The sequence below is a fragment of the Aliihoeflea sp. 2WW genome (assembly GCF_000497755.1).
Lineage (GTDB): Bacteria > Pseudomonadota > Alphaproteobacteria > Rhizobiales > Rhizobiaceae > Aliihoeflea.
On sequence record NZ_AYOD01000050.1, the window covers coordinates 1 to 21,149 of the forward strand.

Genomic DNA, 21,149 nt, shown 5'->3' on the forward strand with positions numbered 1-21,149 from the left:
CTCCCTCCCCCTTGTGGGGAGGGATAAAGGGTGGGGGTCAATTCAGAGAAAACCGGTTGCGCAGCAACTCCGCCTTTATCTACCGGACCCGCGCGAACCACTCATCCTCGTCGATCACCTCGATACCCAAATCCGTCGCCTGCTTCAGCTTCGAACCCGCACCGGGACCAGCGACGACGAGGTCGGTCTTCTTCGACACCGAACCCGCCACCTTGGCACCCAGACGCTCTGCCATCGCCTTGGCCTCGTCGCGCGACATCTTTTCGAGCGAGCCGGTGAAGACGACCGTCTTGCCCGTCACCGGCGAGGACACCGCCTGCGGCGCTTCCTCATCGAGCGGCTGCACCTCGGCCAAAAGCGCGTCGACCGCCTCGCGATTGTGCGTCTCGGCGAAAAATTCGACCAGGGCTTCCGCGACGACCGAGCCGATACCGTTGACGCCGACGATCTCCTGCCATTCGGCGTTGCCCGGATCGCCCTTGCCTTCGGGCATCTTCGCCGCTTGCGCTGCCGCGCGCAGTGCGTCGAAGCTGAGGAAATGGCGTGCGAGGCGCTTGGCGTTGGTCTCGCCGATATGGCGGATGCCGAGGCCGAAGAGGAAGCGCGAATGCTCGACGCGGCGGCGCTCGTCGATGGCGGCGTAGAGCTTCTTCACCGAGACCGCGCCGAAGCCGTCGACATTTTCGAGCTTGGCGAGCGAATCTGCCTGCCGGGCCTTGAGCGTGAAGATCTCGGCGGGCGTCTTGATCGCGAAAGCGGGGTCGGGGTGGTTGTAGAAGAATTCGATCTGCTTTTCGCCCAGCCCCTCGATGTCGAGCGCGTTGCGCGAGACGAAATGGCGGATGCGCTCGACGGCCTGAGCGGGACAGACGAGGCCGCCGGTGCAGCGCTTGACGACTTCGCCTTCCTCGCGCACGGCATGGCTGTCGCAGGCGGGGCAGCGATCGGGGAAGACGTAGGGCTTCGCGTCGGCCGGGCGCTTTTCGGGCAGGATGTCGAGGATCTGCGGGATGACGTCGCCGGCGCGCTGGACGATGACCGTGTCGCCGACGCGGATGTCGCGGCCTTCGCGGATTGGCTGACCATTGTTGCCGATGCCCTTGATGTAGTCCTCATTGTGCAGCGTCGCATTGGTGACGACGACACCACCGACCGTGACCGGCTCGAGCCGAGCGACCGGCGTCAGCGCCCCGGTGCGGCCGACCTGGATGTCGATCGCCTCGAGCCGCGTCATCGCCTTTTCAGCGGGGAACTTGTGCGCCGTCGCCCAGCGAGGGCTGCGCGAGCGGAAGCCGAGGCGTTCCTGCAGCGCGAGGTCGTCGACCTTGTAGACGACGCCGTCGATGTCGTAGGGCAGGTCCGCGCGGTCGATCTCGATGGAGCGATAATGCGCGATCATCTCGTCGAGCGTCGTGCAGCGCTGCATCAGCGGATTGATAGGGAAACCCCATGTCCCGAGCCGTGCCACGGCGTCGAACTGGGTGGCGGCGAGGTCTTCCGACGTCTCTCCCCAGGCATAGGCGAAGAAGCGCAGGGGTCGCGTCTTGGTCACGTTCGGGTCGATCTGGCGCAGGCTCCCGGCCGCCGCGTTGCGCGGATTGGCGAAGACGCGGCCGCTTTCGGCCATGCGCGCGTTGAGCGCCATGAAATCCTCGCGCGCCATGTAGACCTCGCCGCGCACTTCCAGCACCTCGGGCGCATCCTTCAATTCGTTCGGGATGTCGCCGATGGTGCGGATGTTGGCGGTGACGTTCTCGCCCGTCGTGCCGTCGCCGCGCGTGGCGGCCGTGACGAGCTTGCCGTTCTCGTAGCGCAGCGACATCGACAGGCCGTCGATCTTCGGCTCGGCGGTGAAGGTGAGTTCGTCGTCGGGTTTCAGCGACAGGAAGCGGCGCACAGACTGGACGAAATCGGTCACGTCGTCGTCGGAGAAGACGTTATCGAGCGATAGCATCGGCCGCGAATGGCGGACGGGCGTGAAGGCGCCGGCAGGTTCGGCACCGACATTCAGGGACGGCGAATCCGCGCGGACGAGTTCGGGGAATCGCGCCTCGATGGCGGCGTTGCGCTGGCGCAGCGCGTCGTAGGCGGCGTCCGATATCTCCGGCGCATCCTTGCCGTGATAGAGCGCATCGTGGCGGGCGATCTCGGCGGCGAGTTGCGTCAGCTCGTCCGACGCCTCGTCGGGTGTCAGATCATCGACGGTTTTCGGGGACTTCGCCATTGCAACGTTTCCGGTAGCCAGTTTCCGGCGAACATAGCCGGATCGTCCGGCGGCTCAAGCGGGCAATTGTCAGGAGACGAGCGGCGTTTCGGAAAGCAGGCGCTTCGCCGCAGCGCGGGCTTCGTCGGTGATGGTCGCGCCGGCGAGCATGCGGGCGATTTCTTCCTGCCGCGCGCCGTGATCCATGGCGGCGACGCGGGTCGCGACGCCTTCGGCGTTGCCGGACTTCGAGATGAGATAGTGCGTCGAGGCGCGGGCGGCGACCTGCGGCGCGTGTGTGACGGAGAGGACCTGCACACGCTGCGAGAGGCGCGCGAGCCGCGCGCCGATGGCGTCCGCCACCGCGCCGCCGACGCCGGTGTCGATCTCGTCGAAGACGAGGGTCGGGGCGGAGCCGCGATCGGCGAGTGCGACCTTCAGCGCCAAAAGGAAGCGCGAGAGCTCGCCGCCGGACGCGACCTTCATGATCGGGCCGGCGCGGGTGCCGGGATTGGTGCGCACCCAGAACTCGATCAGGTCGATGCCCTGCTCGCGGCGGTCCTGCGGGTCGGCCTTGATCTCGACGATGAATTCGGCGCGTTCGAGCTTCAGCGCCGGCAGCTCCTGCATGACCGCGCGGGCGAGATGATCCGCCGTGCCGGCGCGCAATTCGGAAAGGTGCAGCGCCTTCTGGTCGTAGGCGTCGCGGGCGTCGCGCGCCTCCATTTCCAGCGCCTGAAGCCGCTCTTCGCCTGCATCGAGGTCGGCGAGGTCGGCGAGCATCGTGTCGCGCAGTTCGGCGAGGTCGTCGACACCGATCGAGTGCTTGCGGGCGAGCGCGCGCAGCGCGAAGAGGCGTTCCTCGGCGCGTTCGAGCACCTGCGGGTCGAACTCGATGGCGCGCAGGGCCTCGTCGACGGCGGTTTGCGCGGCATCGAGCGATATCAGCGCCTCGTCGAGCGGCTGAACGATCGGATCGATGACCGTTGGCGCTTCCTCGGCCTTTCGCTGGAGACGGCGAAGGAGGCTCGCCAGTTGCGGCACGGCGGAACCCTGCCCCGACAACACGTCGAGCGCGTCGTTGATCTCGGTCGCGATCTTTTCGGAGCGCATCATGTCGGCGCGCTGCTCGGCGAGTTGCGTTTCCTCGCCGGGCTGCGGGTCGAGCTTGCCGAGTTCCTCGACCGAGGCGCGCAGATAGTCGGCCTCACGCGCGGCGGCCTCGACCTTGGCGCGGTGACGGGCGAGGAGGTTTTCGGTCTCGCGCCAGTGCCTGTGGGCGCGCGCGACGGAGATCGCCTCGCCGACATGGCCGCCGAACGCATCGAGCAGGTCGCGGTGGGCGGAGACGTCGACCAACGCGCGGTCGTCGTGCTGGCCGTGGATTTCGACGAGGGCGCGACCGACTTCGCGCAGGAGCGTGACCGAGGCCGGCTGGTCGTTGATGAAAACGCGGCTGCGCCCATCGCCGGTCTGGATGCGGCGCAGGATGATGTCGCCCTCGTCCTCGACGCCGTTGTCACGCAGGAGATCGCGGGCGGAATGGCCGGCCGGCACGTCGAAGACGGCCGTGACGTTGCCCTGCGCTGCACCGTGGCGCACCAGCGAGGCATCGCCGCGCGCGCCGAGCGCCAGCGAAAGCGAATCGAGGAGGATGGATTTTCCCGCGCCGGTCTCGCCCGTCAGGACGGAGAGGCCGGTGCGGAAGTCGATGTCGAGCCGCTCGATCAGAACGATATCGCGGATCGACAGATGGGCGAGCATTCAGGCGTTGCCGTCAGCTTCCGAGGATGGCCGCACTGGCGCGCGAAATCCACGAGCCGGCATTCTCGCGCGGCTCGAGGCCGCCCGACTGCAGGAGCGCGTAGGAATCCGCATACCACTGGCTGTCCGGATAGTTGTGGCCGAGAACGGCCGCGGCCGTCTGCGCCTCGGAGGCGAGGCCCATCGCGTAGTAGGCCTCGGTCAGGCGCGCGAGCGCTTCCTCGGAGTGACGGGTGTTGCCGTAGGTCTCAACGACGGTGCGGAAGCGCTTGACGGCGGCGACATATTCGCGACGCTCGAGATAGTAGCGTCCGACCTGCATCTCCTTGCCGGCGAGCTGGTCGCGGGCATAGCGGATCTTGGCGTTGGCATCCTCGACATATTCGGATTCGGGCCAGCGCTGGACGACCGCTTCCATCGCCTCGACGGTGCGGCGGGCGTCACTCTGGTCCTGCGTGACGTCCTTGATCTGGCGCCAGTAGGACAGGCCGACAATGTATTGCGCGTATGCCGCTTCCGGATCGCTCGGGTAGAGCTGGACGTAGCGCTGCGCGGCGTTGATGGCGTCCTGATAGTTGCCCTGGCGGTACTGGGTGAACGCACCCATAACCATCGAGCGGCGGGCGTATTCGGAATAGGGATGCTGGCGGTCGACCGCCTCGAACTTCCTGGAAGCCTCGGTCAGCCGGCCCGCTTCGAGATTGGCGAGGCCCTGATTGTAGAGCGCATCGGGTGCCTCGACGCTCTCGACATAGCTGGCGAGGTTCATGTCGTCATCGGTCGACGCACAGGCAGAAAGCACCAGAGGCAGCGCGATCACCGGCGCCAAAAGAGCCAGTGATGTGGCGCGCCGTGTCGGGCGCTGCGAGCGTTCAATCGTAACGATGGGCATTGCCCCTCCGGCAGAAATCTTCATGGCAACAGGCCAGTCTTAGAGCATAACGCCCCGCTGGCAGCAACGCTATGCGGAGGCATTCGCGCAATTTTGTGGCAGGCTTGCCGCAATCCACAACGATGCGTCAGAGCCGCTCAAAGGCGTCCGGACGCGCCAGAAGGGCAGCGAGCGCGGCGGCGTTCAGCTTGTGCCCGCCCCGGAACGAGCGGTAGCAGCCGATGATGGCGACGCCGCCGATGGCGAGATCGCCAACCGCGTCGAGCGCCTTGTGGCGAACGAACTCGTCGGCAAAGCGCAGCCCGCCCGGATTGACGACGATGTCATCCTCGCCGATCACCACGGAGTTTTCGAGCGACGATCCGAGCGCGAGACCGGCGGCCCAGAGGCGCTCGACATCGCGCATGAAGCCGAAGGTGCGCGCCGGCGCGACCTCGCTTGCATAGGTGTCGGGTTCGAGATCGAACGCGATTTGCTGACGGCCGATGGCCGGCGATGGAAAGTCGATCTCGATCTCGAAACGCGGCCGTTCATGCGGCACGAACTCGGCCCAGGCTGCGCCGTTCTCGACGCGGACCGGCGCAACGACGCGGATCGCTGCGACCGGCTGGTCCTGCTCGACGGTGCCGGCCGACTTGAACGCCGTGACGAACTCGACCGCGCTGCCATCGAGGATCGGGACCTCGGTGCCGGAAATCGCGATCTCGACATTGTCGATGCCCGAGCCTGCAAGCGCGCTCATCAGATGCTCGACGGTCGAGACGTGGAAGCCGGCCGGGTCGCCGATCAGAGTGGATAGGTCGGTCGAGGCGACCGTTTCCGGCCGAACCCGGATACGGCCCTGCCCCGAGGCATCGACGAAACAGATGCCCGTCCCCGCTGCGGCCGGGCGCAGGTCGAGCCGCGCGGGCTTGCCGGAATGAACGCCGATGCCCTCGATCGCAAGGTTACCGGCAAGCGTCGTCTGTCTCCGAAGGATCATGTCACCATCCGCAATTTTGCGGCGGACCATAGCCGGATCGCCGGCGCGGACAAGGTGGCGGATGCGAAAGCGGGCCCGCTGGGGGCCCGCTCGAAGCTTTTCAGGATCGGACGATCAGTTCGCCTGGCGGCGCAGGAAGGCCGGGATTTCGAGCTGGTCGTCTTCCTGGGCCTGGCGCGGCTGGACGGCAAGACGGCCGTGATCGTCGAGCTGGCCGCGGCGCGGCGCGTATTGCTGGGCTTCCGGGCTCGGCGCGCGGCGCTGCTCGGGCTGCGGTGCAACCGGCTGGCGCAGCTTCGGCTCGCGCGGCTGGGCCGGCTGGAGACGTGCCGGCTCTTCCTCGCGGCGTGCCAGACCGTTGGTCAGGCGCTTCAGGAGCCCCATCGGACCGCGATCCTCATGGGCAGCTTCCGGCGCGCGGGTCAGTTCGGCCTGCACGATCGGCGGGAAGTCCTCGACGCGCGGCATGCGCGGCTGGACGGGCGCCTGCGCGACCGGCTGCTGCGCAACGGGCTGCGGTGCGATCTGCTGGACGGGAGCCGGGGCCATCTGCTGGACCGGAGCCTCGACCTGGCGAACCGGCTCGGCGAAGAGGCGGCTTTGCGGACGGAACTCGTCCTGCGGCGCGGCAGGGCGAAGCTGGGCGGCTTCGGCATCGGCCTGGCGGATCGCCTCGGCGACCGGATCGACCGGTGCAACGGCCTGCATGGGCTGCTGTTCCACGGCACGCGGGGCGGCCGGGCGCAACTCGGCGGCAGGGGCTGCCTGCGGCTGCGGTGCACGCTCGACGGGCTTTGCCATCGGACGGTTCATGATCGGCGGGGCCGAAATGTCGGCGGATGCCTTGTCGATGCCGGTCGCGACGACCGACACGCGGATGACGCCTTCCAGTTCCTCGTCGAAAGTCGCGCCGAGAATGATGTTGGCATCCGAATCGACTTCCTCGCGGATGCGAGTCGCCGCTTCGTCGACTTCGAAGAGGGTCAGGTCGCGGCCGCCGGTGATCGAGATCAGGAGGCCCTTGGCGCCCTTCATCGACGTCTCGTCGAGGAGCGGGTTGGCGATGGCAGCCTCGGCGGCAGCCTGTGCACGGCCTTCGCCCGAAGCTTCGCCCGTGCCCATCATGGCCTTGCCCATCTCGCGCATGACCGAACGGACGTCGGCGAAGTCGAGATTGATGAGGCCTTCCTTGACCATCAGGTCGGTGATGCAGGCGACGCCCGAATAGAGCACCTGGTCGGCCATTGCGAAGGCGTCGGCGAAGGTGGTCTTGTCATTGGCGATCCGGAACAGGTTCTGGTTCGGAATGACGATGAGCGTGTCGACGCACTTCTGCAGCTCTTCGATGCCGAGATCAGCCGTGCGCATGCGGCGCTGGCCCTCGAAATGGAAGGGCTTGGTGACGACGCCGACCGTCAGGATGCCCTTCTCGCGTGCCGCGCGGGCAACGACCGGGGCAGCACCCGTGCCCGTGCCGCCGCCCATGCCGGCGGTGACGAAGCACATGTGGGTGTTCGACAGATGGTCGAGGATTTCGTCGATGCATTCTTCGGCGGCCGCGCGGCCGACTTCAGGCTGCGAACCGGCGCCGAGGCCCTCGGTCACGTTCGCGCCGAGCTGGATGAGACGCTCGGCCTTGGTCATCGTCAGCGCCTGCGCATCGGTGTTCGCCACGACGAACTCGACGCCGCGCAGTCCGGCCGTGATCATGTTGTTGACCGCATTGCCACCGCCGCCGCCGACACCGAACACGGTGATTCGCGGCTTCAATTCGGTGATGTCCGGCTTTTGCAGATTGATTGTCATTTCCGTCGTCCTTTTTCGCCTGTCCTGCCGCGTCGCCGCTGCGGCCGCCGTGGGTCAAAACCCCGTCAAACTCAAAAACTATCCCGTAACCACTGGCTCACTCTTTGGAATCGCCCGCCCGTCCCGGTGGCCTGCCAGCGCAGTCCGCCACCCCGTTTTAGCTGGCTTTCCAGTTCCGAAACTTGCGGGTAGATCAAAAGGCCCGCAGAAGTTGAAAATGCCGGCCCCTTGGCCGCTTCCGGCAGGCCGCTGACACCCAGCGGTCGCCCGAGCCGCACATTGCGGCCCAGAACCCGGCGCGCCGCCTCGGCCATGCCGGTCAACTGGCTCGCGCCGCCCGTCATCACGACCCTCTTGCCGACCACGTTGCCGTAGCCCGACTTGTTGAGACGGTCGCGGACGATCTCCAGCGTCTCCTCGACGCGGGCGCGAATGATTCGGTTCATCACGGAGCGGGGCACCTGAAGCGGCACCTCGCCGTCCTCGCCCATCGGGTTGATGGTGACGATGTCGCGGTCGTCGCCGCCCACAGTGAGCGCCGAGCCGTGCATGACCTTGAGACGTTCCGAGTGCGAGAGCCGTGTGGACAGACCCTTGGCAAGGTCCATCGTGACATGCGTTCCGCCGATCGGCATCGCATCGACATGAACCAGCTTGCCGTCGGAGAAGATGGCGAGCGTCGTGGTGCCGCCACCCATGTCGATGCAGGCCGCGCCCATTTCCATTTCGTCCTCGACCAGCGAGGCGAGGCCGGAGGCGAAGGGGGTGGCGACGAAGCGCTCGACCGACAGGTGCGAGCGGTTGATGCAAAGTTCGAGATTGCGCAGCGGTGCGGCATCGGCGGTCAGGACGTGCATGTCGACGCCGAGCGTGTCGCCGACCATGCCGCGCGGATCGCGCACGCCGCGCTCCGCATCGAGCGAGAAGCCGATCGGCATCGAATGGACGACCTCGCGCTCGGCGCGCTGCACCTGCTTGGCGCCGGCAGAAAGAACCCGCGTGATGTCGCTTTCGTCGGCCTCGTGACCGCCGAGATTGACCGTGGCGCTGAAGACGCGGCTTTTCAGACGGCCGGCGGACGTGTTGACGATCAGCGAATCGACCGTCAGGCCAGCCATGCGCTCGGCGGCATCGACGGCGAGCCGGATCGCCTGCTCGGCGCGGTCGAGATCGACGATGACGCCGGATTTGATGCCGAGCGACTTCTGGTGGCCGATGCCGAGGACGCGCGCCTGATGCGTACGGCCGGGCAGCATGTCGCTCTGCTCGCGCGGCTGCAGCTTGGCGATGATGCAGCACACCTTGCTCGAACCGACGTCGAGAACGGTGACGATCCCGGACCGCTTGGCCTGCGTGGGCTTGCCCGAAGACAACCAGCTCATGTGCGCTTCTCCGGGACGTATTTCTTGCCGAGCCGCTCCTTGAGCATGGCCTGGCGCTGTTCCATCGCAGCTTCGGTGAGTTGGAGGACCATGCGGCCGGAAAGGCGCATGTCGACCACGCTCACGTCGCGCGAGAAGAGTTCCTGTTCGCGGTCGGCCGCGATGACGGCGGCGAGCGCAGTCTCGTAATCCGTTGCCGGCAGCTTGACGGTCGTGCCGTTGCGAAGGCGCAAATCCCAGCGCCGGTCGGCGACACGGATATAGGCGCGCGTCTTCGAGGCGAGCTCGGGATAGGCGGCCATCGTCTTCAAGAACGCCGCCGCATGATCCTCGGCGCCGCGGCCGACGATGACCGGGAGTTCGGCATGCTGGCTGCGCGCCAGAGGCGTGATGACGCGGCCGTCTTCCTCGATCACCCAGAGGCGGCTACCCTGCTGCCAGACAGCGAACGGAACGCGCTCGACGAGCGTGACGGCGAGCGTTGCGGGATAGACCTTCTGAACGTCGACGCTTTCGACCCAGGGAAGCTGTGCGATCCGCCCGCGTGCCTCGGCGGCGCTGAAGCCGATCAGCGAGGTGAAGCCGTCGAGCCCGACCGACTGGAAGATGTCGATCTCGGACGTGAAGCGGTTGCCGACGATCTCGATGTCCTCGATGGCAAAGCCGGTGCGCGCGGTGATCGACTGGACGACACTGGGCATATGGCCGCCGACGACGGTTCCGTAGACCACGGACGAGCCGATCAGCAGCGCGCTCGCCATCAATGCGGCGAAGCGCGGCGGCTCGACCTCGCCGGAAGTCCAGCGATGCAGATGGCGTGCGGGGCGGCGCAGAAGGCGCGGCAAAACGAACGCATCACGCGCCGACCATGTCGACCGTCCGGTTCGATTTCCTAGCGCAGACACGATGCGTCCTCCACCATCCAACTCAACAATTCCCCAAAGCGATGGCCCGCATGTTCGGCCAGTTCGGGCACAAGGGACGTCGGCGTCATGCCTGGCTGCGTGTTCACCTCCAGCCAGATGATCTCGCCATTTTCGGAATGGCGATCGTCGTAGCGGAAGTCAGATCGGGAGACGCCCCGGCAGCCGATTGCCTGATGTGCCTTGAGCGCGAGTGTCTGTATTTTTTGGTAAATATTCGGTGAAAGTTTTGCCGGGCATTCGTGTTTTGAGCCGCCGGCAACGTATTTCGAATCGTAATCGTAGAAGGAATGGCCGACCGGGATGATCTCGGTCACGCCAAGCGCGACATCGCCCATGACGGCGCAGGTCAATTCGCGCCCATGCACGAATCGCTCGACCATCACCGTGTCGCCATAGCGCCATTCCGACGAGCCGATGACCTGCGGCGGATGCGCCTGGTCTTCCTGGACGATGACGACGCCGAAGCTCGACCCCTCATTGACCGGCTTCACCACGTAGGGCGGCTTCATCGGATGCTCGCGGCCGATCGAATGGCGGTTCATGACGCGTGATTCGGCCACCGGAATGCCCGCCGCCTTCGCGACGCGCTTGGCCTGCTCCTTGTTCATGGCGAGAGCCGAGGCGAGGACGCCCGAATGGGTGTAGGGGATTTCGAGATATTCGAGGATTCCCTGGATGGTGCCGTCCTCGCCGAACGGGCCGTGCAGCGCATTGAACGCGACGTCGGGCCGAAGCTCGGCGAGCACGGAAGCGACGTTGCGGTCGACGTCGATGCGCGTGACGCGGTAGCCCTCGGCCTCCAGCGCATCGGCACACGGATTCCCGGAGGCAAGAGACACCGGCCGCTCGGAGGAAAATCCTCCCATCAAGACGGCAACGTGCTTTTGTACCATACCCGGAATTCCCCTCTTCCGTCGGATCGAATCTGTGCTGACCAAACCCCCGTGAATCCGCAATCGGCAGACACAAATCGCCTGCCGTCCCCTCACGCTTCATGCGTGGCCGACTCAAATCAGATAACGCCGCAAGACCAAGGAATCAGATCGCGGATTCCGTGGCAAGGGCTTCGGATTCAGGGAAGATTATTTTTTATGAACCGTTGTGATCGTGCATTCAGGAAACGGGCGCGGAACCGGCGAACGGCTCGACCTCATGGCCGGATTTCGCGACACCGAGACGCTTGATTTCCCATTCGAGGACGATGCCCGAATTTGCCGCGACGCGCGCGCGGACGGTCTCGCCGAGAAGCTCCAGATCATGCGCCGACGCATTGCCGGTGTTGATCATGAAATTGCAGTGGAGCGGCGACATCTGCGCGCCGCCGATCATCAGCCCGCGACAGCCCGCCTTGTCGATCTCCTTCCAGGCCGACGAGCCTTCGGGGTTCTTGAAGGTCGAGCCGCCGGTCTTTTCCTTGACGGGCTGCACCGTCTCGCGATGGTGTTGGACCTCGTCCATCGCCTTCTGGATTTCGTCAGCGTCTTCGCGAAAGCCTTCGAGAAGCGCGCCGGTGAAGATCAAGTCCGGCGAAGCGGCCGAATGGCGGTAGGCGTAACCCATCTGGGCGTTGGACAGGACGTGCCGGTTGCCCGCCCGGTCGATCGCATAGACGTCAACGACGCGCTCGCGCGTCTCGGTGCCGTTGGCGCCCGCATTCATGCGCAGCGCACCGCCGATGGCGCCCGGAATACCATGGTAGAAGGCGAAGCCGCCGATACCCGCGTCGAGCGCGCTTGCTGCGACGCGCTTGTCCGGCGCGGCCGCGCCGGCACGGATGCGCGTTTCGTCGAGCACCTCGACCTGGCCAAAGCCCTTGGCCGAGAGGCGGATGACGACACCGGGAATGCCGCCGTCTCGGACGAGCAGATTGGAACCGATGCCGACGACGAGGACCGGAACGTCGGCCGGAAGCAGCTTCAGGAACGCAGAAAGGTCGTCCTCGTCGGCCGGCTGGAACAGGAGCTCGGCCGGTCCGCCGACGCGAAACCAGGTGATTGCCTCCATCGGTGCGTTAGGGGTCAGCCGGCCGCGGATGGCGGAAAGGTCGCCGAGCCGCGCGAGAAGCGCATTGCCGTCGATCATGCGGCCGCCTCGAGCGAGCCGAGATCCTTCGGCAGGGCGTAGGCCCATTGGGTGATGTTGCCGGCGCCGAGGAAGACGACGAAATCGCCGGGCTGCACGAGCGACTGGATGGAAGGCGCAATCGCCTCGGGGCCGTCGAGCAGGCGCGCGTCGCGGTGGCCGCCGGCGCGGATCTGCGACACCAGCGTCTCGGCACTGACGCCCTCGATCGGCTCCTCGCCGGCCGCGTAGACCGGAGCGATGAAGACCGTGTCGGCATCGTTGAAGCAGGAGGCGAAATCGTCGAATAGGTCGCGCAGGCGCGTGAAGCGGTGCGGCTGGGCGATGGCCACGATGCGGCCCTGGCAGGCCTCGCGTGCGGCGCGCAGCACGGCTTTGATCTCGACCGGGTGGTGGCCGTAATCATCGAAGATATGCGCGCCATTCCATTCGCCCGTCAGCGTGAAGCGCCGCTTGACGCCGCCAAAGGCCGACAGGCCCTTGCGGATCGCATCGGCGCCGAGACCGAGCTCGTGCGCGACGGCGATGGCAGCGGTGGCGTTGGAAACGTTGTGACGGCCCGGCATCGGCAGGCGAAGCCCTTCGATCGTCAAGGTCGCATCGCGCTTGCGGTTGCGGATCATCACGTCGAAGATCGACGACGCGCCGTCCATGCGGTGATTGGAAAAGCGCACGTCCGCCTGCGGGTTCTCGCCATAGGTGATGACGCGGCGGTCCTCGATGCGGGCGACGAGTTGCTGCACTTCCGGGTGGTCGATGCACATGACGCCGAAGCCATAGAACGGCACGTTCTCGACGAACTGGCGGAACGCTTCGCGCACCTTCTCGAACGAACCGTAATGGTCGAGATGTTCGGGATCGATATTGGTGACGACCGCGATCTCGGCCGGCAGCTTCAGGAAGGTGCCGTCGCTCTCGTCGGCCTCGACCACCATCCACTCGCCCTCGCCCATGCGGGCGTTGGTGCCGTAGGCGTTGATGATGCCGCCATTGATGACCGTCGGGTCGAGCCCGCCGGCGTCGAGCAGCGTCGCGACCATCGAGGTCGTCGTCGTCTTGCCATGCGTGCCGCCGATGGCGACGGCCTGGCGAAAGCGCATCAGTTCGGCGAGCATTTCGGCCCGGCGCACGATCGGCAGGAGCTTTTCGCGCGCGGCGGAAAGTTCGGGGTTCGACTTCTTGATCGCGGTCGAAACGACCACGACCTCGGCCTGGCCGAGATTTTCGGCCCGATGGCCGACGAAGCACTCGATGCCCTTTTCGCGCAGGCGCTGGACGTTGGCGCTCTCCGACTGGTCGGAGCCCTGAACCTTGTAGCCCAGATTGTGCAGCACTTCGGCGATGCCGCTCATGCCGATGCCGCCGATGCCGATGAAATGCACCACGCCGATTGTCTGCGGCATTTTCATGGGGTGCCTCCTTCGCTGAATTGCGTGACTGTCTTGCCCGCGGCAATAGCCTCCGCGAGGTCGGCAAGCAATGTCGCCGCATTGGGTTTGCCGACGGAACGCGCCGACTGCGCCATTTTGGCGGCGCGGTCGGGGTCGCTCATGAAGCCTTCGATGAGTTCGGCGAGCCGTTCGGGTGTAAGCCCCGACTGCGGCTCGACCAGCGCGCCGCCGGCGGCGGCAAGCGCCGCCGCATTGGCTGCCTGGTCGTGATCCAGCGCGTGGGGATAGGGAACGAGGATCGAAGGACGGCCGATGACCGCGAGCTCCGAAACCGTCGACGCGCCGGAGCGCGAGATGACGAGTTGGGCCGAGGCGATGCGCTTGGCCATGTCCTTGAAGAAGGGCGAGACCTCCGCCTCGATGCCGAGATCAGCATAGGCCGCCTTGACCGAAGCCTCGTCGTCGGCGCGCGCCTGCTGGGTGACCTTGAGCCGCGCACGCAATTCGGCCGGCAGCGCGCGGATCGCCTCTGGTAGGGCGCTGGAGAAGAACTGCGCACCTTGGCTGCCGCCGAAAACGAGAAGGTGAAATGGGTCATTGCCGCGCGACACCGTGTAGGGCGTCGCGGATGCCTCGATGACCGAGGGGCGCACCGGATTGCCGGTGACGACGATGCGGCTGTCCCTGCCCGCTTCGAGGAAGCCGCCGGCGATCGCCTTGGCGCGCGTCGCGAGCGCCTTGTTGGCGCGGCCCATGACGGCGTTCTGCTCGTGGATCATGGTCGGAACGCCGCGCCGCGTCGCGGCATAGAGCGGCGGCAGCGTCGGATAGCCGCCGAAACCGATCACCGCCTTCGGCCGCACCGTCTCGATGATCTTCGAGGCTTGCCGCACACCCGACCATAGCGCCCAGAAGGTGCGGGCGAGCGCGATCGGGTTCTTCGAGCCGATCGTTGCCGAATGGACCGGATGGACCTTGGCGGCCGGAAAATCGCCGGCGAAGCGCCCTGCCCGGTCGTCGGTGGCGAGATGAACCAGCCAGCCGCGCGCGATCAGTTCGTGCGCCAGCGCCTCGGCGGGGAAGAGATGTCCTCCCGTGCCGCCTGCCGACAGAAGCATCAGGCCCTTGGTCATGTCATTCCGCCGGCGCCAGGGGCTGGGAGACGGGCTGCGCCCCGAAACCCCGGCCCGAAAGAACGCTGCGCCGCTGCGGCTTCTTGCGCGACAGGGCGAGCACCATGCCCATAGAGATCGCCATCGCGATCAGCGACGAGCCGCCATAGGAGATGAAGGGAAGCGTCATGCCCTTGGCCGGCAGGAGTTGCAGGTTGACGCCCATATTGATGATCGACTGGAAGCCGAACAGGATGACGAGCCCGCTGATGGCGAAGCGCGAGAAGTCGTCGCTTTCCTTTGCCGCCGCCGAAATGCCGCGCAGCACGACGAAGGCGAAGAGGCCGGCGATGATGAGGCAGAGGATCAGGCCGAATTCTTCGGCCGCGACGGCGAAGACGAAATCGGTATGGCTGTCGGGCAGGATGCGCTTGACCGAACCTTCGCCGGGCCCCTGGCCGAGCCAGCCACCGCGCACCATCGCCTCGTGGCCCATATCGGTCTGGTAATTGTCGCCCTCGCCGGTGAAGAACCGGTCGATGCGCCCCTGCACGTGATCGAACGAGAAATAGGCGCCCGAGGCGAAGGCGACGGCGATGCCGCCGAGCACGACGATCCACAGCCAGGGCAGACCGGCCATGAAGAACATCACGCCCCAGGTCGCGACGACCAGGATCGACTGGCCGAGATCGGGTTGCGCAACCAGAAGCGCCAGCACGACGCCCAGCAGCATCATGGCGAAGAGATTGCCGGGAACCGCGTTTGACCGGGCGCGCTCGGCAAAGAGCCATGCGCAGATGACCACGAAGGCCGGCTTCATGTATTCCGAAGGCTGGATCGAGATGCCGGCCAGATGTAGCCAGCGCCGCGAGCCCTTGATCTCGGCACCGACGAACAGGACCGCCACCATCATGACGAGGGAGCCGACGAGCATCAAAAGTGCGAGCCGGCGCACGAGCCGCGCATCGAGGAAGGAGACCGCGAGCATGACGATCAGCGCCGGGACCATGAAGATGATCTGACGCGTGACGAAGTGGAAACTGTCGAGGCCGATGCGCTCGGCGACGGCCGGGCTCGCGGCGAAGGAGAGCACGACGCCGAGCAGCATCAGCGCCATGAACGCCGCCAGGAACCAGCGGTCGATCGTCCACCACCACTGCGCGACAGGACTGCGGTCGACGCGACTGATCATTGGGAAGTCCCTCCGAAAGAAACGAGCCCGTCGAGCGCCTGGACCGCGCTGCGAAAGGCCTCGCCACGAACCTCGAAATTCTTGAACTGGTCGAAACTGGCGCAGGCCGGCGAAAGCAGCACGACCGGCTCGCCGGCGCTGTCATCGGCAGCGTCGCGCGCGGCATGGGCGACGGCCGCGTCGAGCGTGCCGGCGATCTCGAACGGTGCCGCAGCGCCCAGCGTTGCGGCGAATGCAGGCGCCGCCTCGCCGATCAGATAGGCGCGCGCGATGCGCGGGAAGAAGGCGCGCAGCGTCTCGATGCCGCCTTCCTTGGGCAGGCCGCCGGCGATCCAGTAGATGCGGCCAAAGCTCGACAGCGCGGGCGCGGCCGCCTCGGCATTGGTCGCCTTGGAATCGTTGACGAAGAGGACGCCCTTGCGCGTGCCGATGATTTCCATGCGGTGCGCCAGGCCCGGGAAGGTCGAAAGGCCCGCCTGGATTTCGGCGCGCGACAGGCCGAGCGCTGTGCAGGCCGCGACCGCGGCGAGCGCGTTCTGCGCATTGTGCTGGCCGCGCAGCGTGCCGATGCCCTCGAGCGAGGCGACCGTCTCGCGCCTGCCGCCCGAGGCGTGGACGAGGTCAGCGCCGGCGGCGAAGTAGCCGTCGTCGAGTTCGAGCCGCTTGGAAATGCGGATGACATGGTTGCCCGCCGCTTCGAGCCGCGCGGCGATCTGTTCGCAATGGACATCGTCGACGCCGACGATCGCCGTCCTGCTACCGGCGACGAGCCGTTCCTTGATCGCTGCGTAGTGCTGCATCGTGCCGTGGCGGTCGAGATGGTCGGGCGTCAGATTGAGGAGGATGCCGACGGTCGGATCAAGCGAGGGTGCAAGGTCGATCTGGTAGGAGGAGCACTCAACGACATAGTGGCGCTCAGGCGTAATCGGATCGAGCGTCATCACCGCCTTGCCGATATTGCCGCCCATCTGCGTGTCGCGGCCGGCATGGGCGAGGATGTGCGCGATCAGCGCCGTGGTCGTCGACTTTCCGTTGGTGCCGGTGATGGCGACGAGCGGCGCCTCGGGCGCGGTGCGGCGGCGCTCGCGCGCGAAGAGTTCGATGTCGCCGATGATCTCGACGCCGCTGCCGCGGGCAAGGTCGACGGTCCAGTGGGGCTTGGGATGCGTCAGCGGCACGCCGGGCGCGAGCACGAAGCTGGCGAAACCGTTCCAGTCTGCCTGGCGCAGATCTCCGACGGGAACGCCGGCCGCCTGCGCAGCCTCCACGCTTTGCGGGTTGTCGTCGAAGGCCGTGACCATTGCTCCGCCTTCGACCAGCGCACGCGCGGTGGCGACGCCCGAGCCGCCGAGCCCGAAGAGCGCGACCTTGCGATTGGCGAAGGAGCCGGCCGCGATCATAGCGTCACCGCAGCTTCAGCGAGGAGAGGCCGACGAGGGCGAGGATGACGGCGATGATCCAGAACCGGATCACGACCTGGCTCTCCGTCCAGCCGAGCTTTTCGAAATGGTGGTGGATCGGCGCCATCAGGAACACGCGCTTACCGGTGAGCTTGAACCAGCCGACCTGGATGATGACCGACAGCGCCTCCATGACGAACAGGCCGCCGATGATGGCGAGGACGATCTCGTGCTTGGTGGCGACGGCCACGGTGCCGATGAGGCCGCCCAGCGCAAGCGAGCCGGTGTCGCCCATGAAGATGGCGGCGGGCGGCGCGTTAAACCAGAGGAAGCCGAGCCCGGCCCCGATGACCGCGCCGAGGATGACGGAGAGTTCGCCGGTGCCCACGACGAAATGGATCTGCAGGTAGTCGGCGAAGACGGCGTTGCCCGAAAGGTATGCGATGACGCCGAAGGCGCCGGCGGCGACCATGACCGGGACGATGGCGAGGCCGTCGAGCCCGTCGGTCAAATTCACCGCATTGCCCGCGCCGACGATGACGAATGCGGCGAAGGGGACGAAGAACCAGCCCAGATTAAGCAGGAAATCCTTCACGAACGGGAAGGTCAGCGAGGACGAGAACGGCGCCTCGCCGGCATTCATGATGACGAAGGTCGCAGCGCCGGCAATCAGGAACTCGACCGCAAGACGCGCCTTGCCCGAAAAGCCCATATGCGACTGCTTGGTGACCTTGAGATAGTCGTCGTAAAAGCCGATCGCGCCGAAGCCGAGCGTGACGAGCAGCACGGTCCAGACATAGATGCTGGTGAGGTTGCCCCACAGGAGCGAGGCGCCGACGATGCCGGTCAGCATCATCAGCCCGCCCATGGTCGGCGTGCCGGCCTTCTTGAAATGGGTCTGCGGCCCGTCGGCGCGGATCGGCTGGCCGCGACCCTGACGGATGCGCAGCGAATCGATGATCATCGGCCCGAAGATGAAGACGATCAGCGCCGAGGTGATCAGCGCGCCACCGGTGCGGAAGGTGATGTAGCGGAAGACGTTGAAGGCCGAAACCTGGTCCGCCAGCGCTACGAGGAGCATCAGCATTGTTGTTCTTGTCTCCGCGTGGCCTCAGGCCGTGTGAACTTCATCCGCAGCAACGATGTCGGCAGCGGGAAACGTATCGCGCAAGGCTGTAACGAGCCTTGAGGAGCCTATGCTCTTCGACGACTTGATCATGACGACATCGCCCGCGCGCACCATGCCCATGAGCACCGGCTGCAGATCGGCGACGCTGTCGCGATGTTCAACGCGCAAACTGTCCGGCAGCGCCTCCGCCAGCGCCTTCATCTCGGGCCCGGCCAGGAGCACGACGCTGGTCGCCTGCGCGTCGATCGCCTCGGCAAGGCCGGCGTGCAGGTCGCGCGAATGATCGCCAAGTTCCAGCATGTCGCCGAGGACGGCGATGCGCCGGCCGTGGCCGTTGACCGGCGCGGCCTGCAGCACGTCCATTGCGGCACGCACGGAGGCCGGGTTGGCGTTGTAGCTCTCGTCGATCAGAAGAAACTCGCCCCGGCCGTGGCTGAGGCGATGGCGCGCACCGCGCCCCTCCTCCGCCGACAGGTCGGCGAGCGCATGGGAGACCTTCGCCATGTCGGCGCCGGCGAGGTAGGAGGCGGCGAGAACGGCGATGGCGTTCTGCACCATGTGGCGGCCGGGCGCGCCGATCTTCGCGACGAGTTCCTCGCCGGCCATCTTGGCGGTGAAGGTCGAGCCTTCGGGCAGAAGCTTGGTCTTGACCAGCTTGAAGGTCGCGCGCGAATGCTCGCCGAACCCCCAGACATTATCCACACCGGCCTCGCGCGCAGCCTTTTCGAGCTGCTTGAAACGGGCGTCGTCGCGGTTGATGAGGGCGTGGCCGCCCGGCTCGACGCCCTCGAATATCTCGGCCTTCGCCGTCGCGATCTCTTCCAGATCGCGGAAGAAGCCGAGATGTGCGGCCGCGATCATGGTGACGATGGCGATGTGCGGGCGCACGAGCTTGACCAGCGGACGGATTTCGTCCGGATGGTTCATGCCGATCTCGAAGACGGCATAGTCTGTCTCGGCCGGCATGCGCGCGATGGTCAGCGGCACGCCCCAGTGATTGTTGAACGACTTGTCGGAGGCGTGGACATTGCCGACCGCCGAGAGCGCCTTGCGCAGCGCTTCCTTGGTGCTCGTCTTGCCGGCCGAGCCGGTGACGGCGATGATCTTCGCCTTGGAACGCGCCCGCGCCGCGATGCCCGTCTTCGACAGGGCTTCGAGCACGTCGGGCACGACGATCATCGGCCCGTGCAGGCGGCCGAGCGCGGCCAGCTTGCTCTCCGAAACGACCAGCAGGGATGCGCCGGCCTTGATCGCCGCCGTCGCGAAATCATGCCCGTCGAACTGGTCGCCCTTGATGGCGAAGAAGGCGTCGCCGGGCTGGAGCGTCCGGCTGTCGATCGCAATCCCGGTGATCCCGTCCGGCATCGTACCGACGGGCCGTCCCGCCATCGCGGCAACGAGATCGGGGGTGGTCCAAAGCAGGCTCATGCTGCGCTCTCCCTCAACGCCGCCCGCACCTCTTCATGATCGGAAAAGGGCAGCGTGACGTCGCCGACCGTCTGCCCTTCCTCGTGTCCCTTGCCTGCGACGATCAGCGTGTCGCCCTGCCCGAGCGAGGCGACCGCGTCGCGGATCGCCTTGCGCCGGTCGCCGATTTCCAAGGCACCCGGCACAGCTTCCATGATTGCGGCGCGGATCGTGGCGGGCACCTCCGAGCGCGGATTGTCGTCGGTGACGATCACCCGATCGGCGAGGCGCGAGGCGATCTCGCCCATGATCGGCCGCTTGCCCTTGTCGCGGTCGCCGCCGCAGCCGAACACCACGACGACCTTGCCGGTCGTGAACGGGCGGACGGCGGATAGAACGTTTTCGAGTGCCTCGGGCTTGTGCGCGTAATCGACATAGACCGGCGCGCCGGCCTTGGTGGTGCCGACGAGTTCGAGCCGGCCGGAGGCGCCCTCAAGCTTGCGCAGCGCGGCCATTGCGGTCGCGACCGGCGTACCGGTCGCGATGCAGAGCCCGGCCGCGACGAGCGCGTTCGACACCTGGAATTCGCCGGCGAGAGGAAGGTCGACCTCGTAGATCGTGCCGTCATGGCAGATTTCGGTGCGCTGGCGGTGGCGGCCGTGCTCGACGCGCTTCAGCTCGAGGAAATTGCCGGCGCGACCGACGGTCAGCACGTCGAGGCCAGCCGCCTTGCAGGCATCGATCGCCCGCGCCGACCAGGGGTCGTCGGCGAAGATCACTGCCGGCGCGGATTTCGGCATCAGCGTATCGAAGAGCCGCATCTTGGCGTCGAAATATTCGTCCAGCGTCGCATGGTAGTCCATGTGGTCGCGGCCGAGATTGGTGAAGCCGGCGGCAGCGAGGCGAACGCCGTCGAGGCGGCGCTGGTCGAGGCCGTGGCTGGATGCCTCCATCGCCGCATGGGTGACGCCCTCGCCCGCGAGCTTCTTCAAAAGCTGATGCAGCGCGACGGGATCGGGCGTCGTCAGCGAACCGTATTCGGTGAAGCCCGGCGAGATGACGCCCGTCGTGCCGATGCTGGCCGCGCCATGGCCCTCATGCGCCCAGATCTGGCGCGCGAAGCTGGCGACCGACGTCTTGCCGGCCGTGCCGGTGACCGCGACCATGGTCTGCGGCTGCGCGCCATAGAAGGCGGCGAGCGCCAGCGACAGGCTGCGGCGCGGATCGGCGGTCTCGATGAGCGGCACGCCGGCCGGAACATCCGTGCCAGGTGCGGCGAGGATCGCCGTCGCCCCGCGCGCCACCGCATCGGAAACGAATTTCGCGCCGCTCGTCTTCGCGCCGTCGAAAGCGGCGAATACGTAGCCCGGCTCGACCTTGCGCGAATCGAGCGCGAAGCCCTTCACCTCGATCGCGCCGGCTTCCGGCGGAACGATGGCTTGGGCGGGTGCGAGGTCGGCGAGTTTCATTCGTTTCCAGTC

The 21,149-nt window shown here is 66.5% G+C and carries 16 protein-coding genes; all 16 read right to left on the reverse strand.

The window, feature by feature from the left end; translation table 11 throughout:
* Window positions 1-79: 79 nt before the first annotated feature.
* The 16 genes from ligA to ALII_RS0118500 all read right to left on the reverse strand — a co-directional run bounded on the left by ligA (window position 80) and on the right by ALII_RS0118500 (window position 21,137).
* Window positions 80-2,224, reverse strand: a complete 2,145-nt coding sequence (gene ligA / locus ALII_RS0118425) for an NAD-dependent DNA ligase LigA (protein ID WP_024588690.1) — start codon at window positions 2,222-2,224, stop codon at window positions 80-82.
* A gap of 69 nt (window positions 2,225-2,293) precedes the next feature.
* A complete protein-coding gene (gene recN / locus ALII_RS0118430; RefSeq protein WP_024588691.1) occupies window positions 2,294-3,967 on the reverse strand; it encodes a DNA repair protein RecN in 1,674 nt (557 codons plus the stop codon).
* Window positions 3,968-3,980: 13 nt separating this feature from the next.
* Window positions 3,981-4,859 carry an outer membrane protein assembly factor BamD gene (locus tag ALII_RS0118435; RefSeq protein ID WP_024588692.1) on the reverse strand — a complete coding sequence of 293 codons (879 nt, stop codon included), beginning with the start codon at window positions 4,857-4,859 and terminating at the stop codon, window positions 3,981-3,983.
* A 127-nt stretch (window positions 4,860-4,986) separates the two neighbouring features.
* Entirely contained in the window at window positions 4,987-5,841 is an 855-nt protein-coding gene (gene lpxC, locus ALII_RS0118440; RefSeq protein WP_173401422.1) for a UDP-3-O-acyl-N-acetylglucosamine deacetylase, read from the reverse strand.
* A gap of 114 nt (window positions 5,842-5,955) precedes the next feature.
* Window positions 5,956-7,647, reverse strand: a complete 1,692-nt coding sequence (gene ftsZ, locus ALII_RS0118445; protein WP_024588694.1) for a cell division protein FtsZ — start codon at window positions 7,645-7,647, stop codon at window positions 5,956-5,958.
* A gap of 71 nt (window positions 7,648-7,718) precedes the next feature.
* Window positions 7,719-9,029, reverse strand: a complete 1,311-nt coding sequence (gene ftsA, locus ALII_RS0118450; RefSeq protein WP_024588695.1) for a cell division protein FtsA — start codon at window positions 9,027-9,029, stop codon at window positions 7,719-7,721.
* Entirely contained in the window at window positions 9,026-9,934 is a 909-nt protein-coding gene (locus ALII_RS0118455; protein ID WP_024588696.1) for a cell division protein FtsQ/DivIB, read from the reverse strand. Before ALII_RS0118455 ends, ftsA begins: the two co-directional genes overlap by 4 nt.
* Window positions 9,922-10,848: a D-alanine--D-alanine ligase gene (locus ALII_RS0118460; RefSeq protein ID WP_024588697.1), complete on the reverse strand. Its 927-nt coding sequence runs from the start codon at window positions 10,846-10,848 to the stop codon at window positions 9,922-9,924. The genes ALII_RS0118455 and ALII_RS0118460 overlap by 13 nt, the downstream gene beginning before the upstream one ends.
* Before the next feature lie 220 nt (window positions 10,849-11,068).
* Complete coding sequence (gene murB, locus ALII_RS0118465; protein ID WP_024588698.1) at window positions 11,069-12,037, reverse strand: UDP-N-acetylmuramate dehydrogenase; 969 nt, start codon at window positions 12,035-12,037, stop codon at window positions 11,069-11,071.
* A complete protein-coding gene (gene murC / locus ALII_RS0118470; protein ID WP_024588699.1) occupies window positions 12,034-13,446 on the reverse strand; it encodes a UDP-N-acetylmuramate--L-alanine ligase in 1,413 nt (470 codons plus the stop codon). Before murC ends, murB begins: the two co-directional genes overlap by 4 nt.
* Entirely contained in the window at window positions 13,443-14,561 is a 1,119-nt protein-coding gene (murG, locus tag ALII_RS0118475) for an undecaprenyldiphospho-muramoylpentapeptide beta-N-acetylglucosaminyltransferase (RefSeq protein ID WP_024588700.1), read from the reverse strand. The genes murC and murG overlap by 4 nt, the downstream gene beginning before the upstream one ends.
* Before the next feature lies 1 nt (window position 14,562).
* Window positions 14,563-15,732 carry a putative lipid II flippase FtsW gene (ftsW, locus tag ALII_RS0118480; RefSeq protein WP_024588701.1) on the reverse strand — a complete coding sequence of 390 codons (1,170 nt, stop codon included), beginning with the start codon at window positions 15,730-15,732 and terminating at the stop codon, window positions 14,563-14,565.
* Complete coding sequence (gene murD, locus ALII_RS0118485) at window positions 15,729-17,132, reverse strand: UDP-N-acetylmuramoyl-L-alanine--D-glutamate ligase (protein WP_024588702.1); 1,404 nt, start codon at window positions 17,130-17,132, stop codon at window positions 15,729-15,731. Before murD ends, ftsW begins: the two co-directional genes overlap by 4 nt.
* 4 nt (window positions 17,133-17,136) lie before the next feature.
* A complete protein-coding gene (gene mraY / locus ALII_RS0118490; RefSeq protein WP_024588703.1) occupies window positions 17,137-18,219 on the reverse strand; it encodes a phospho-N-acetylmuramoyl-pentapeptide-transferase in 1,083 nt (360 codons plus the stop codon).
* A 24-nt stretch (window positions 18,220-18,243) separates the two neighbouring features.
* Complete coding sequence (locus ALII_RS0118495) at window positions 18,244-19,689, reverse strand: UDP-N-acetylmuramoylalanyl-D-glutamyl-2,6-diaminopimelate--D-alanyl-D-alanine ligase (protein WP_024588704.1); 1,446 nt, start codon at window positions 19,687-19,689, stop codon at window positions 18,244-18,246.
* Window positions 19,686-21,137, reverse strand: a complete 1,452-nt coding sequence (locus ALII_RS0118500) for a UDP-N-acetylmuramoyl-L-alanyl-D-glutamate--2,6-diaminopimelate ligase (RefSeq protein WP_024588705.1) — start codon at window positions 21,135-21,137, stop codon at window positions 19,686-19,688. The genes ALII_RS0118495 and ALII_RS0118500 overlap by 4 nt, the downstream gene beginning before the upstream one ends.
* Window positions 21,138-21,149: the final 12 nt, after the last annotated feature.